The sequence below is a fragment of the Ktedonobacter sp. SOSP1-85 genome (assembly GCF_016587415.1).
GTDB lineage: Bacteria > Chloroflexota > Ktedonobacteria > Ktedonobacterales > Ktedonobacteraceae > Ktedonobacter.
Genome location: NZ_BNJI01000001.1, coordinates 5,969,032 through 5,984,036 on the forward strand (window position 1 = coordinate 5,969,032; position 15,005 = coordinate 5,984,036).

Consider the following 15,005-nt stretch of genomic DNA (forward strand, 5'->3'; position numbering starts at 1 on the left):
GAAGTTTTATAGTAGGAAATCTGTGATGAATATAGGTCAAATTGCTATAGGCATCGTTGTCCTGCTGATCGTCGTCGTCGGCTTGCTGGTTATTCTCTTTTCACGAACGAACGCGGTCCAAAAGACCGGCTATGGATCACTCGTCATGCTCTCGCTGGTTTCGATGATGATCCCCGTGTTCTGGATTATAGAGAATCAGAACCAGGCCACGTCACAGCAGCAGTTGCAATCTTATGCTATCAATCAGGGACTCCAAGTCTACGTCAAAGTCTGTACCGATCAGTGTTACGCTATCGGTCAGGAAGATAAGTTGCTCTTTGAAAAATACCTGGGCTACAATGTCTCAGATCTGAATAAATTGACCGACAATCAGCTCAAGGCAATGATCACTTCGGGCAACTATAATCCCAATGCGCCACTGCCGAGCAACCTGAACACGATTCCCCGCCGGGACGAGTTCGGTGGCCAGTTGAAGGCGATTGACGTTGACTATCTCTTTGCGCTCATTCGCTCCGCCGATCCAACCTATGCCAAAAAGCAGGGCTACACCGGCGATGCCGCGAAGAATGGCTTCAACGGTCTGGTCGAATATCTCCAGGCCAATGCCAAGAACCTCTACGACCAGGCGGTAACGCTTGGTAAGAACGGCCAGTTTGGCGAGGCCGTTGATATGAGCAAAGAAGATACGGTGAAAGTACGCATCCTTCCTGCCGGTCAGGTGAAAGTCTGCACCAGCAAGACCGCGTGCTTCGAGTATGCCAACCTGAAAGTGAAAGTCGGCACCAAGATCACCTGGACCAATGATGACCAGGTCGCGCACACGGTCACGGCTATTGACAGTAGCAATCTGTCCAGCCCCAAAGCGCTGCCCAACATCTTTGATTCAAAGACCCTGGAAACCGGCAAGTCTTTCGAGTGGACGGTGACTGAAGACGCCTTCAATCTCAATAAAGACTCGCACCAACTCGTTTACTACTGCTCCGTGCATCCTGATATGCAGGCGCAGTTGACGATTGTTCCCGCGGCATAAGTCCTCAACATCAGCTTATGCCGACCTGTCTTGCGCAATGACATACTCTGTGTGGACGCGCAGCCATGCCAGGTCACTGGATATGTTGTTGTCATAGATATGTACGGCATGTTGAAAGGGATTGCTATCCATGCAACAAGTACAAAAAAAGGAGTTGCCGGAGAGGATTTCGTGGGCACGCTCGATCATCTTCGCAGCAGGCTTCTTCTTTCTCGCGGCTATCCTTGTCGGGCAGCTTCCAGGGTATATCTACCTGAAGATGACTGCGGCCTCTCTTGAGGGCTTGCAGCAGGGTCTCTTCTCCCTGGCTGTAACCTGCCTGGCAGGCTTTATTATCGTCTTTACTGTAGTTTCGCTCTTCGATCCCAAACCGAGTATTCCGCCCGCGATCTTCACGGGCCTCGGCGCGATCCTGAGCATTGCCGGTTTCGCTTTGACGTTCTGGGCATACTTCTTTAATGGCCAGTACTTCCCAACCAAGGATACGTCCATTAACCCCATTTTGGGTGGCAAGTTCCTCTGGTTCCAGCCGAACGCGATTGACCTGGTCATGGTTGGCCTGGCGGTCTTCACGGTTGGCCTGGCGATGATTTTCTATGCCGCTCTCGCCGTTCGTGAGAGCCGCACCGAGGATCGCCGCGACCTGGGAACCACGCCCGCCATTCGCGCCCTGATCATTGCAGCCTCTACGCTGGTCGTGCTTTTCTTGATTGCTTACACTCTGGTGAGTGATCAGGGCCTCGCCCTCCAGCTCGTCGACGGCAATCTGAAGAACATCGGCGAGGGCCTCAAGTGGGTCAACTTTGGCGCTGGCATCATCCTGGGGACGGCTATCTACCTGACCATGGCTGCCTTCGCCCTGCGCTTGCACTACCTGATGCGCCCCGTGCGCCAGCGTACAATGCCTTCGCTCTACGCGGTTGGCGCGCTTGGCCTGGGTCAGACGGGTGCTATCTGCCTGGTCCTGGCGGTCGCGCTCTACCCCCTGATTGGTGGGCTGCATTTTGTGCCGATCCTGGGCCCCTACTTTACGCTCTGCGCGCGTCAGTCCGCTATCCCTGCTACCTGCACCTTTGCGCAGCAGGGTGGATACCTGGTCGACGCCATTGTGACGATGAATGCTTTCGCTATCCTGATGGGCGCTGTCTGGGCCTGGAAGAGCAACCGCAACCTGGTGGTTGTTGGTGGCGTGGTTACAGTGGCGACAATTGCCGCGATGACCCTGCTTGTCCACACCGCCCCAGATCAGATTCTCGTCAGTATGGTCTTCTGCGCCGGTATGCTGATCATGGCCGTTATCTGGACCTCGGTCGGTCGCCGCGAGTTCGCGGTGGTTGGCGAGAACAACCTGGGCTGTCTGGGTCAGTGGCTCGTGATGGGTACCTGCTTGTTCGTCTACCTGGGTGCGTTTGCCTTCTTCTCAATCGCGCCTGCAAGCTGGGAGCCCGAGACCGCGCCAAACATTCCCTTTGTTCCTGGGACTGTGATCGCGCCTCCCACGACCAATCCCACTGCGCCAGTTATGCCGCAGACGGACGCGGTGGTAATGATTATCCTCATGGGTGTTCTCGCCGCAGTCCAGCTCTACTTCCTGACGCGCAACCGCTACAAGGTCTGATTTATATCAGAAAAAGAGCAAAAGCAAAGGGTCCGAGCTCATAGCTCGGACCCTTTGCTTTTGCTCTTTTTCTGATGCATGCGCGCCGCAGGCTAAGGCATCCCAGGCATACATATAGATGTGGTATTCTGTAGAGCAAAAGGCTGGTTACTTCCTATGGAAACATTCCACATCGACACCGCGCTCTCCTCCTTAAAGCTGGTCGCTACTGACCTGGATGGGACGTTGCTTCGTTCCGATAAGACAATCTCGGCTCAAACAGGTATGGTACTGCGCCGTTTGCAGGCTACCGGCGTGGCTCTCGTTCTGATTAGTGCGCGCCCCTCGCGTACACTGCGCCAGATCGCCAGGACCTATGAGATTGGTGGCCTCGCGCTTTGTTGCAATGGTGCGATTCTATATGACCTGGATCAAGATCGCTCTCTGGGGGAGCTCGCTCTCTCGCCTCAACAGGTGCAAGACCTGGTTTCATGCCTGCGCACGGCTTTGCCTGATCTCTCTTTCGCTGCCGAGAGTGGACTGTCCGTTACCTGTGAGGAGGCTTTCTATCCCTTCTGCGCTCACGACAGCGCTCCATTCCCACGGATCGTCGAGAGTGCGACCATTCTTCAGGCGCCGCAAATCAAGATAATGACACACCATGCAAGCCTGACGACTGAGGAATTGTACAAAGCGGTTCTCCCCTTGCTCGATGCGCGTGAGTATAGCGTGACGTATTCTGGCGCGCCTTTTCTTGAGATTGCGCGTACGGATGTACATAAGGGCGAGGCGCTTGCCACACTCTGCGCACAGCTTGAGATACCGGCGCATGCGGTTGTGGCCTTTGGCGATATGCCCAATGATTTGCCATTATTGCAATGGGCTGGCCTCGGCGTGGCGGTTGCTAACGCTCATCCCCTCGTACTCCAGGCTGCCGATGCCATTACGCTCTCGAATGACGAAGATGGCGTTGCCCATCTCCTGACCTCTCTCCTCTCCCACCACTACCCATCTGTGGAGGTCTGAATCTCTCCTGCTTGCTCAGAGATGATAAAACATCAGCGTGCCTAGCATCCATCTCAACACGCGATCTCACAATCGAGTAAAGTATGTTTGGTTGGGGGCTGGCCCCGCCAGCCCCCAACCAAACATACCTCACCATTGATGGGTCCAGGGATGGCTAGAGGACTTGTGGTACAATAACATACGTTCAGCATTACAAATAAGGTTGACAGTGCATCATAAGCGTATCGAGGTAGGTATGGTAGGGGTAGGCTGGTATATGGATGCACTGCACTGATATATAGTGGGAATGTAGATACCCGTTCGTGAAAGGAGAGGCGGCATTTCCTCCTCGCTCGCTGGAGACAAGAATTTTCCCGCCGATGAAACTGATGCACAATGATGATCCTCTTAAGGTATTAATTCTAGCGGCCGAAATTGTACCCTTCGTCAAGGTTGGAGGCCTGGCAGATGTCGTAGGCGCCCTACCCAAAGCCCTACAGGAGCTAGGACACGATGTACGCCTGGTCATGCCACGCTATCGCCAGGTTGATCCCGAGCACTTTCACTTGCAGACTCTCATCTCCTCTATGCCCGTCCCCATGGGTTCCTATCAGGTTGAGGTGAATATCCTTCAAGGGACCATCGGCAACAATGTTCCCGTCTACATGGTCGATGCTCCCCGCTACTTCGAGCGCGAAAACCTTTATGGCTATACCGATGACGGCGAACGCTTTATTCTCTTCTGCCGCGCTGCCCTGGAAGCGGCCCGCGCTCTCAACTGGTCGCCCAATATCGTTCACTGCAACGATTGGCATACCGGGATTGTGCCTAACTGGATGCATACACTCTACTATGGCGATCCCTTCTTTGAGCATACCGCGACCGTCTACACTATCCATAACCTGGCCTATCAGGGCATCTTTGGCTATCGCCTGCTCGAAGTCGCGGGTGTGGCCTCCAAGGGCTTCCTCTATCCCCAGATCTCCGAACTCGCCAATGTTGTGGATGTCATGGGGCGCGGTATCCTCTTTGCCGACTCGATTACGACGGTGAGCGAGCGCTATGCCCAGGAAATTCTGACCCCGACCTTTGGCGAGCGCCTCGACCACCTGCTCCGCTCCCGTAAGGAGCGTGTCTTCGGTATTCTCAATGGCATCGATTACCAGGAGAATGATCCTAGCCACGATGCCCATATCCACACACCATTTGATATCAACTTACTCGATAAGCGTATCGAGAATAAGATTGCCCTGCAAGAACAGGCCCATCTCCCGGTGAACGCGGATATCCCGCTGCTGGCCATGATCTCGCGCCTCGCCGACCAGAAAGGTCTCGATTTGATCTCCCAGATTGTGTATCCACTGCTGGACCAGGGTATTCAGCTTGTGGTCATGGGGATAGGTGATCAGCACTATCATGAGCTCTTCCAGACCCTTGCCGCGCGCTATCCTAACCAGGTTGCGATCTTCCTGACCTTCAATACTGAGACGGCGCAGCGCATCTATGCCGGTAGCGATATGTTCCTGATGCCCTCACGCTTCGAACCCTGCGGTCTGAACCAGATGATCGCCATGCGCTATGGTAGCGTCCCTATCGTCCGTAACGTTGGTGGCCTCGCCGATACCGTCCAGAACTACGATCCCGCTAGCGATACCGGCAACGGCTTCCTCTTTAACGACTACGATCCCTGGCAGCTCTTCGCCGCCATCATGCGCGCCCTGACCGTCTATCGCTTCAAAGATGTCTGGCGTACGCTGCAAATTCGCGGTATGCAGGCGGACCACTCCTGGGGCGCCTCCGCCCGTCGCTACGTCGACATCTACCGCAACGCCCTCGCCTTCCACGACAGCGGCGAATAAGCTTCTCCAGGATACAACCAGGCTCATTGTCAGACACCTGCTCAGCACTTTCGCCCCGAGTAGGTGTCTCTCTCTTCCTCTGATAAGGACATTTACACAATATCTACTTCTCTCTCTGGATAAGCACAGCCTTCTCACCTTGATAAATACGCTCTCACAACCACTGTCTGCTATGCTCTGATGGAGATCCAAGCAATCGCTATTCCCTGGCGGGAGAATCACCTGGAGGTGACCTTGTGTGTTCCAGGTGAGATCGTTCACATTACCAGATTAGGAGAAAGTAGAATATGCGGCATGTTTTGCCAAGGATGACAAAGCGTGGGTTACGGCTCCTCGTACTTTCAGCGTTCCTGATGGTTACGTTTGCCTTCCTTCCACGCCCGGCGCACGCGGCGCAAACTTATTTCAGCGATGGTTTTGAGAGTGGGAATACGAGCAAATGGACGTTCAATAACAGCGATCAAAATGGTCAGTCCACGGTACAGTCCCAGGTGACCCATACTGGATCATATGCCCTGGCCTTGACCAATACCTTTAACCCCGGACAGATCAGCTATGTCTATACCGCCCTCTCCAGCGCTCGCACGAGTGCCTATACCCGCTTCTATGTCCGCTACTCCACGTTTGACGGACTCTCCAGCGGCACCGAACTGGCGATTGGACGCAATAACAATGACCGGAGCGTCTGGGGCGTCGACTTCGACCGCGATATTCATGGCCTGGATGTCTACTTCTGGGATGGTCAAGGCAACCTGCATAGCTTTATAAGTCCTTCCAACATCTTTAAGGTCAATACCTGGTATTGTGTCGAGGTTTATGTCAACTCAGTGACCAGCGGACACGGAGAGGTCTGGGTCAATGGCTCCTCTATTGGTTCGGTTGATGCTGATCTCTCGAATGCCAATCCCTATGCGCGCCTGATGTTCTTCGACAAAATAGCGACCACCACCTATATTGACGATGTTGTGGTTGCCGATACCTATAATGGCCCGACCAACGCGGGGCCCGATGTCAACTTTGCCCCTAGCAGCGTTGACTTCAACGAACAGGGCGTCAATAGCACCGCCTCACGTACCGTAACCTTCTCAAATACTGGCGCCTCCGCGCTCGGCATTAATAGTATCGGCGTCACTGGTACGAATGCTAGTGACTTTTCCCAAACGAACACCTGTGGCAGTTCGCTTGCCAGCGGCGCTTCCTGTGATATCACGGTCAGCTTTACGCCACCTGTAGCCGGTGATCGTAGCGCCTCTCTTGCCATTGCCACCAGTGCCAGTGTGACCCCCTATTCCATTCCTCTCAACGGTACGGGCGTGACGCAGGTATCCTACTTCCAGGATGATTTTGAGACCGGCAATTTCACCAAGTGGACATTTACTAATGCCGATAGCACAGGACAGGCAAGTGTACAGACGACGGTGGCGCATGGAGGTACGCACGCGGCGGCCTTTATCAATAGCGCCAATCAGTATAGCTACATTTATACAACCATGCCCTCAGGCCCGGTGACCCAAAGCTATACCCGTCTCTACTTCCGCATCAGTGATCTCTCTATCGGAACCGATATCGCGCTTGGACGCAATAACAATGGCAACAATGCCTGGGAGATTGTCTATAACGCCAATGCCAAGGCGCTTGATACCTTCATCTGGGGTAATGGAGGACAGGTCTATACCCTCTCCTCGCCCGCCAATGGTATTCAAGCCGATACCTGGTATAGCGTTGAGATTGGTCTGAACCAGGCTACGAGCGGCCACGCGGAACTCTGGTTGAATGGCACCTCTGCCGGGTCAATCAATAACGACCTCTCGACGACAAATCCTTTCTCACGCTTGATGATTCTGAATTCTTCGACCAACCACCTCTATGTCGACGATATCAATGTCAGCGCCAGCTACAACGGTCCCATCAACTAACTATCTCGCTTGTAGGGTCCATCCTAGCATGGACTCCGAGGCCCGCAGGCTGATACCCTGACGCTGGGGAGGCCGCTTCACTCGAAGTCCAAGCCAGCTTGGACCCTACAATACCCGATTCGTATAATATCTCCATGTTTCTACGCACTACTCCAGGTCCTCCCATGATTGACATGTGATACGCGTATGTCTATACTTGAGAGCAGAAGAAATGAGTATAGCATAGGTACGGGATGAGCTATTCCCCACCTCTATGCGCTGTGGTGTCGGTTGGAGGAATGGTCCGTGGAATGGACGAGTGTGGCACTTGAGGAGCGGGAGCAGGAGGCGCGGTGGGCACACAGGCGTACTCAACTCAAACAGCACTATGAGACCCTGCCCCTTGATGAGCAGGCAGGCAATCAGCAGGAATATCTCTTCTGGCAACGAGTGGAGGCGGTGGAAACCCCCCTTGAAGCTCTGGTGCGCTGTGTGCGTGCCTGTGCCTCACCCTCGCAAACGAGCAAACAGCGCCGCCTGATCGAGGTCATTATCAGGCGCACACAGTATGAGAACGAGGCCTGGGCGCGTGGCGTCCTCTCCCATCTCGCGCTCCACGAGGACGAGCGGCGCATGCTGAACGCCGATCTCTGCGCCGATCTGTACGAAGCCATTGTGCGCGCGCTGCTCGACCCCGAGCGCCGCTTCTGGGAGGAGCACTTTCACCACTGCCTGCGCTATGAACGCCAGCACATCTTTCGTGCCTTTATGATGCGCGAGGGACGCTGGCGCGACCGTGACGTCGAGCGTGGCTCGCGTATTCCACGCGCGGTCCTGCAAAGCCTGGAGCGCCCGGTCCTCCTCGACAACGGCGAGGAGGCGCAGATCGAAGTCGAAGATGCTCGCGCCGAACATATGTTGCGCTCGGTCGAGACCAGTGCTCTGCTCAGTCTGGTACAGATGTTGCCTCGCCACCTGCGCATGATCCTGCTGCTCCTCTTCTGGCAGGAGCAGACCGAGCGAGAGGTCGCATGCACCCTTGGCATTACTGACCGTACCGTGCGCAATCGTAAGCGCCAGGCCCTGGAACAACTACGTCTTTTGTTACAACAGGAGGAGGAGGTTCTTAGAGATGGAGCATGAACGCGAAGAAATTATGCGCATTACCGCGCGCTATGCCGAGGAAGCCCAGAAGGGCAGGTCGCCCTCACTCTCTGCCTATCTCGCGCGCTACCCTCAGTATCGTGAGGAACTGCTCGATTTTATCAGCTACTACCAGGCCTTTGAGGCCCCTTTGCCCATGAATACCTCATTGGCCTCGCTCTCAGAGATCTCGCGCGAAGCCCTTGAGCGCGCCTACACTTCCCAGGCTCAGTTATCTACCCAGGATGTCGCCGTGCGCAGCCTCTTCGAGAGCCATCAGCAGCAGCCTGTCACACCGCGCCAACTCGCCGACGTACTTGAATTGAGCGAAGATATTGTTCAGTTACTGGAGCGGCGTGCCTTGCTTCCGGAGAGCATTCCTGCTACTCTATCTCAGTGCCTGGCAGGCGTGCTTGGATATTTACCTGCGGCCATTGAAGCCTTCTTTGCCAGCCGTGAGCCGTCCAACACCTTTTCTCGCCCAGGCCTGAAGGTCGCCGAGCCGCGTGGCCCCTATGGTGAGAATCAGGAATCGCTCACATTTGCCCAGGCCGTTGCCGCTAGCGCGCATCTCTCACCAGAACGCAAAGCTGCCTGGCTTGAACGCTTAGCTTAGAGTAGCAGCGTCGGCCAACTGCTTACCGCTGTAACCTGTCACTTTGAGGTCTCTTGTATGCTGCAAAACCAGGTCGTGTATCTTGATTGCTATGATGGCATTACTGCCCCTCTGCTCCTGGGGGCGCTCTTTGAAATGGGGCTTGATCTGAACGTGCTCAAAAAAGCCATGGACGCGCTCCCGTTGCCGGATCATACTATTACCTCGCAGAAGCAGTACACCCCGGTAAGAGGCAGCAGTGCCACGCTTACCCTCACCACGCCAGAGACGCTCTCTCCCTGGAAACTGGCGGAAACTCCTGTACTGCTCCCACCTGGAATGCTCAAAGAGCCTGTGCGCCAACATGTGCTCTCTATGGTGCAGCGTATCGCGGAGGCTACAGGCAGGGTACGCAACATTTCCGTCAAGGACGTTCAACTCCCTGACATGACGCCCTTGCTCTGGTTTATCGCTGTGACGCTCGGTCTCGATATGCTGAACCTGCACACACTCTATGCTTCTCCACTTCCCATGCCTTCTGGTACTCAGCAGGGGCCACAGGGACATAAACCTTTGCTGCTCCCTGAAACTCTGGAGCTTCTAGCTGGGACCGGAGCGACCTGGCGTCCTACCACCATTGGCCGTGAACTCATTACCCTCGAAGGTGCCGCCCTCCTGGCCGAACTGGCTAGCTTTGAGCCAGTTAATTTCAGTATGACCCAGGTCGCCTATGGTTGCGTTCCAGGAAATAACGCCAGCGACGGTGGTCAATCCCTGCGCCTCTGCCTTGGCAATCTGTCTCCCTCATCTAGGAGAGCTCCTCAGCCTGCGCCTTCTCTTGTTCAAACCACCCAGGGGCAGGCCGAGGCAGAGACCGATTGGGTAACAGTGCTCGAAACTAATATCGATAATATGAGCGGTGAATTGCTGGGCGGCCTGCTCGATCACCTGCTAGAGCTGGGCGCACTCGATGTGAGCTACACTCCCATGCAGATGAAGAAGAATCGACCCGCTACGCTCATTCGCGTCATCGCCCCGCCCGAACTCGGCGAACAGCTTGCCATGAGTCTCCTGCGCGAGACCACCACCCTCGGCGTGCGCTTCCAGCATATGCAGCGCCTCAAGGCCCGGCGCGAGCCGCGCACCATCCAGACCAGCTTTGGCCCCATGCTTGTAAAGGTCAAATACCTTGGCGAGCAGCTCATCAGTGCCTCTCCCGAATATGAGGAATGCGCCCGCGTCGCTCGCGAGCGCAACATCCCGCTCGCCGATGTCTATGAGGTTGCACGCAGTGCGGTGCAAACGCTTATAATAGGTAGTAGAAAAAAAGTATGAACGTAAAAGACTCCATTCTGTAATGGAACCTCAACAAGAACTAAAGTAAGAAGGGGTACTTCTATGGATTTTGTTGATTGGCGCAAAGTGCCTGATAGAGAGAAGAAGCAGGCCGAGCAGCTTCGAGGCAACAGCGGTCGTCTCGGGGGCCGCATGTATCGCGACTACATCGAAGAGATGATCCACGAAGCGCAGCAGCGCGGCGAATTTGATAACCTTCCAGGTGTGGGGAAGCCTCTCAATCTCGATGACAACCCCTATGCTGGAGACAAAAATCTGGCCTATCGCCTGCTCAAGAATAACAACGAGCTGCCGCCCGAAGTAGCCCTCGTCCAGGAGATTGAGAAGCAGCGTGAGCAACTGGCGAAAAAGCTTGAACCTATCACCAACCGCTATCGCGAACTACAGGCACGCCGTCTCCCGCCCAGCCGCCAGGAAAAACGTATCTTCAACGAAAGCCGGGCAAAGGTAGCCGCTGACTACGAGGAGGCCCTGCGCAAACTCAACAAGCGCATCCTCACTCTCAATATCAGCGTTCCCACCGCTATGCACCAGCCCCTTATCCAGGTCGAGAAACTCCTCAACGAGTTCAACACCACCTGCCCACCCTTCGACCTCTAATTAATGAGCTAGCTGGATAACGAGGCGGACGCGGAATCGCTCACATATCTTGTTCGATAAAAACTGCGCTACTGACCGTACGCGCCTACGCGTCTGGGGCAATATATAGGCACCCAGCGTAGGCGCGTACGGTCAGTAGCGCATCTCCCCTTACTCCTGCGACATGCCGCGGTAGGCCCTACCAATCCAGAGACATAGAAGCACAATGAGGCCCAGCCCGCAGAACCATTGGAGCAAGCCGCTCCAGGGAAGCCACACGAACAGCACCAGGCTTCCTTGAAAAAGCAGGAGTGCCAGCGCGAGGAGAGCAATAGCGCGTGCTCCGTTAACCGTCTTCACCAGTTGCCAGGAGCGCGATAAGCCTTTGCCGCGCGTGACAATGGCAAGCACAAGTACATAGACCATAAAAAGCGCGATTATTATCCCCAGTAGTGGATTCATTCTTGCATTTTCTCCAGCCTGCGAGCAGGGTGTGATTGGTCGATAGCGACGACTATTTGCTTGAATAGAGCTTATTAGTGAGAAAGCTTTGCCGCAGTATACTGCGCCAGCTCCGCCGTGGTGTTGGCGCTATTCAGATCATGTTGATGCACGAACTGGTTTTGCAGGTTGCGTTCCTCTAGCGACATTTTTCTACGTCTCAATTTGATCAAGAAGAGAACTAGCAAGCCAAGAGTGGGTACAAGCAAGGCACCGATAAGCGCTGCATTCCCATTGCCAATTGGGATCATGCTGCCAATAATAGCGCCAATGAGGAGTCCCAGCAAAATAACCGCAGCTTCAATGTACTTCATATACCCTCCAGAGACTATTCGTAATCGCTCACATTTATTTTTCCTGTATATTTATGACAACGCATGAGGATAGCCAATAACAAATAGAACTGCTAATAGTGCTTATGCATCCTCATCGTCCTGGGTGAAGGGATCTAATTCTTGTCCCAGATAATAGAAGAAAGGAGGGAGGTGTTTCATTGGGACGAGCTCTTTTTCATAGATTTTATACTCACCAACGGTACCAATTGCATAGAAGCTCTTCCCATCTTTGTTTGCTTCGACAGTATAGAAGCTCGTTCCTCCCTCATCATTATCAAGGGTGAATTGATCTTTTAACAAAAGGTCCTGGTAGCCATCTCTTCTGAGCCGCTCAAAAAACTCCTGCTTTGCTTCTGGGGTCGATTCACTCACATAGTTTTCCTGGTGTGAGAGGGTGAATTGTATATACCATCCTGCATAGCAATAGATTAACTCCTCATGGGTGAAACTGGTCCAATTTTCCCAATCAATCGCGATAAAGCTCCATGTGATTGGTCCTGTGAAGCCGATTCCCTTTACACCATTACTCATTTCATATTGAACGAGGAAGATTTTTGTGAAACCTACACTCGGCCATTGAACCTCATTTTCATAGATGACGTGTGCTTCCGTTGGTCTTTCTCCAAATTCCATCGGGTGAGCTAACCAGTCAGCCATCTCATCTACTGCCCATTGCTGGTCTTTGTGTTCAGACATATTATATCTCCTGAAAAGCAAAATACTATTAAAAGCCTCAAACATTCAGTACTTTGTACATGGGTTATTTTCGACGCTTTGGATCAAGATAGAGGCAGAAAAATACTGCGCTGATAATGAAATCGAGGATGCTGCCACATATAGGATTAGAACTTATGTATATGTTTGTGGCGAAGATGTTAATCACATTGATAAGTCCAAAGATGAGGAAGTAGGAAGGTCGAAAAGAGATACCATTTGGAAGATTTTGCCATAGAAATCACCTCATATGATGGGTTTGATGCAACTTTGAAGGCCAGCTTATCTCTTTGAATCTGGGGATTGTTCTTCTTTTTCCTTTCAAGAATACCTTTGATGTATAGTTCTAATGCTCCGCCTCCCAATATGAGTGCAACACCTATCATAGCGATAAGTACTCTCAGGCCAGCGGAAGAAGGTGGTAAGCGTGTCAAGTCTATCCCACTTGCCGGGTCAATGGGAGCAGTGAAAAGGAACAAGCCAATAGTAGCTATGAATAGGCAAGAACGTGGATGGCAGATGGTCTTTTGTACCATATCCAACGTTTTTCCTGGAGTCGATGAGATCGGATTTCTTGATAAGTCGAGATGCTTGCATGGACGAGGTTAAGAACGCAGGGAAATAGGACTAATGCAATAATTAGGCTCATAAATAGTAAGCTGCTTTCCACAAATGTGACTGGTTGACTGAGCATTGTGCCCTCGCAAATACCATATTTACCTACTCAAACGTTTGGTTAGCTCAAGTATACAATGCCTTTTCTTAGGTTTGTGGTTGTGAGAGATGGAAATTTTTAATGAAGGTAACTATTCAGGTTCACGAGAAGGAGGGAAAGAGAGGAGCACCAGCGAGCACCGTTTCAAGAGCAGTGAGCAGGCGGTGGCCTTGTTTGCGCATGGTGGAAACGTAACTGCGCAGACGGCAAAAGGCATCAGCCCCTTGGACGGAGCGGAAACAGCCAGAGATTTTTTGTTGCACCTTGAGCATCCGTAGGTCCCGTTCGGCCAGATTGTTATCAAAAGGCACACGAAAATCACGCACGAAGGCCAGCACAGCATCAGCATGGATGCGAAGCCGATCTAAAAGGTTGCGTGCCGGGTGTTGCTTGGATTTGCCTCGTTTGCCTGATCGAGCGAGAGGCGGGGCCGGAACTGATTGATAGCCTTGCTCAAGAATCTGCTGATAGTGCTCCATGAGAACCACTTGCATGGGCTCAGCAAAGGCGTTCCATCCTCGAGCTTTGGCCTGAGCAACAAGTTCACGCATCAACAGCAGCAGCACCTTCATCTCACTCGCCCAGAGCTGATGCTCTTCTTCGGCGAAGAAGGTCAGTTCTCGCAAGTGATGCACATTGCAGAGGGCATGGCCCTTGCCGTACGCCCAGTAGCTGCTCCAGCCATCATGCACGCTCAGCCCTTACAAGCGCGAAGCGATGCCAATGGCTTGCAGGGCCTCTCGCCCACGCTTAGGATGATGCGCATAATGGGTGAGCTGAGGGGTTGAGACGACATGAACCCAGTGGCGTTTGCCTTGGACGTAGAGGCCGGTTTCATCTTGATTGACAACGTCCTGGGTGATGAGCGCTTCTTTGAGGGCCTCTTCAACGGGTTCAAGGCTCTGGTGAGCACGGATGACAAAGCCCTCAATGCTTGCAACGGAAAGCCGATGCCCAAAGAGATCTTCAAGAACCTGGCTCACCCGAGCATAGGGCAACAATTGGACCTGGCTCAGATACACAGCCAAGGCTTGCAGAGAAGGTCCATATTGCACGGGTGCTCTGACTCCGACTGGAAAGTCGGCTCTGCAAAGCGCTCCACACTCAGGGCAGGCTACCTGCTGCACCTGATGCTCGGTCACCTGAAGGGGGTGAGATGGCAGATCGAGCACTTGTCGGCGTGCGGTGGGCCGGGCTGGCGTCAGACGCAGGTCACAGGAACAATGCTCACACTGCATTGGGCGATGAACCACGATCTGGTCTGGGTCGTGCCGTTGCAGCAACGAACGGCCTTGATGACCAGACTGCCCACCAGGACGCTTGCCGCTGCGCTCACGTCCAGAGCGAGGACGACGCGCAAAGCGGTCAGAAGAAGGAGGCAGGCCACTGTTATGGCTGTCTTTCTTCTGCTGGCACTCCAACTCGTGAATGCGTTCTTTCAAGCGCGTATTTTCTTGGAGGGCTTCATCCAATGCACGACGCACCGTGGTGAGTTCTTGGATCAGCCAGTCGATTTGAGCATCTCGGTCCATATGCAGAGCGTACCTGATTTCTTGTGCACAATGCAAGTCTTTTTAGAGAACCTGAATAGTTACGAATGAAGCTTGCTTATTGGAGAAACAAGAGGATATCTACCCTCTTTTGTGAATAATTTGTAACCGGTTTTCTATTGTTTTAGAAC

The 15,005-nt window shown here is 53.4% G+C and carries 13 protein-coding genes and 1 pseudogene; 9 read left to right on the forward strand and 5 right to left on the reverse strand.

Features of this window, described 5'->3' with window-relative positions; translation table 11 throughout:
• Nucleotides 1–25 precede the first annotated feature (25 nt).
• The 9 genes from KTE_RS24965 to KTE_RS25005 all read left to right on the forward strand — a co-directional run bounded on the left by KTE_RS24965 (nt 26) and on the right by KTE_RS25005 (nt 11,080).
• Nucleotides 26–1,030 (forward strand): plastocyanin/azurin family copper-binding protein, encoded by a 1,005-nt coding sequence (locus tag KTE_RS24965; RefSeq protein ID WP_201385772.1) that lies wholly within the window; start codon nt 26–28, stop codon nt 1,028–1,030.
• A gap of 130 nt (nt 1,031–1,160) precedes the next feature.
• Nucleotides 1,161–2,648 (forward strand): hypothetical protein, encoded by a 1,488-nt coding sequence (locus tag KTE_RS24970; RefSeq protein ID WP_201385773.1) that lies wholly within the window; start codon nt 1,161–1,163, stop codon nt 2,646–2,648.
• A 156-nt stretch (nt 2,649–2,804) separates the two neighbouring features.
• Nucleotides 2,805–3,653 (forward strand): Cof-type HAD-IIB family hydrolase, encoded by an 849-nt coding sequence (locus tag KTE_RS24975; RefSeq protein ID WP_201385774.1) that lies wholly within the window; start codon nt 2,805–2,807, stop codon nt 3,651–3,653.
• Between the two features lie 359 nt (nt 3,654–4,012).
• The gene (locus KTE_RS24980; RefSeq protein WP_201385775.1) at nt 4,013–5,491 is read left to right on the forward strand and encodes a glycogen synthase; all 1,479 of its coding nucleotides are present in this window, start codon (nt 4,013–4,015) and stop codon (nt 5,489–5,491) included.
• A gap of 287 nt (nt 5,492–5,778) precedes the next feature.
• Nucleotides 5,779–7,407 carry a choice-of-anchor D domain-containing protein gene (locus KTE_RS24985; RefSeq protein ID WP_201385777.1) on the forward strand — a complete coding sequence of 543 codons (1,629 nt, stop codon included), beginning with the start codon at nt 5,779–5,781 and terminating at the stop codon, nt 7,405–7,407.
• A gap of 285 nt (nt 7,408–7,692) precedes the next feature.
• Nucleotides 7,693–8,529: an RNA polymerase sigma factor gene (locus tag KTE_RS24990; RefSeq protein WP_201385780.1), complete on the forward strand. Its 837-nt coding sequence runs from the start codon at nt 7,693–7,695 to the stop codon at nt 8,527–8,529.
• A complete protein-coding gene (locus KTE_RS24995) occupies nt 8,519–9,145 on the forward strand; it encodes a hypothetical protein (protein WP_201385782.1) in 627 nt (208 codons plus the stop codon). Before KTE_RS24990 ends, KTE_RS24995 begins: the two co-directional genes overlap by 11 nt.
• Nucleotides 9,146–9,202: 57 nt before the next feature.
• Nucleotides 9,203–10,459: a LarC family nickel insertion protein gene (locus KTE_RS25000; RefSeq protein WP_201385784.1), complete on the forward strand. Its 1,257-nt coding sequence runs from the start codon at nt 9,203–9,205 to the stop codon at nt 10,457–10,459.
• Between the two features lie 63 nt (nt 10,460–10,522).
• Nucleotides 10,523–11,080, forward strand: coding sequence for a DUF1992 domain-containing protein (locus KTE_RS25005; protein ID WP_201385786.1), 558 nt, complete (start codon nt 10,523–10,525; stop codon nt 11,078–11,080).
• 150 nt (nt 11,081–11,230) lie between these two features.
• Here KTE_RS25005 and KTE_RS25010 read toward each other — a convergent pair whose 3' ends face one another.
• From KTE_RS25010 to KTE_RS47735, 5 genes and pseudogenes are all read right to left on the reverse strand, one after another.
• Nucleotides 11,231–11,521 (reverse strand): hypothetical protein, encoded by a 291-nt coding sequence (locus KTE_RS25010; protein WP_201385793.1) that lies wholly within the window; start codon nt 11,519–11,521, stop codon nt 11,231–11,233.
• A 74-nt stretch (nt 11,522–11,595) separates the two neighbouring features.
• Complete coding sequence (locus KTE_RS25015) at nt 11,596–11,874, reverse strand: hypothetical protein (RefSeq protein WP_201385795.1); 279 nt, start codon at nt 11,872–11,874, stop codon at nt 11,596–11,598.
• A gap of 102 nt (nt 11,875–11,976) precedes the next feature.
• Nucleotides 11,977–12,591, reverse strand: a complete 615-nt coding sequence (locus KTE_RS25020; RefSeq protein ID WP_201385797.1) for a hypothetical protein — start codon at nt 12,589–12,591, stop codon at nt 11,977–11,979.
• Nucleotides 12,592–12,770: 179 nt separating this feature from the next.
• A complete protein-coding gene (locus KTE_RS25025; protein WP_201385805.1) occupies nt 12,771–13,145 on the reverse strand; it encodes a hypothetical protein in 375 nt (124 codons plus the stop codon).
• Nucleotides 13,146–13,425: 280 nt separating this feature from the next.
• Nucleotides 13,426–14,856: pseudogene (locus tag KTE_RS47735) on the reverse strand (IS66 family transposase).
• Nucleotides 14,857–15,005: the final 149 nt, after the last annotated feature.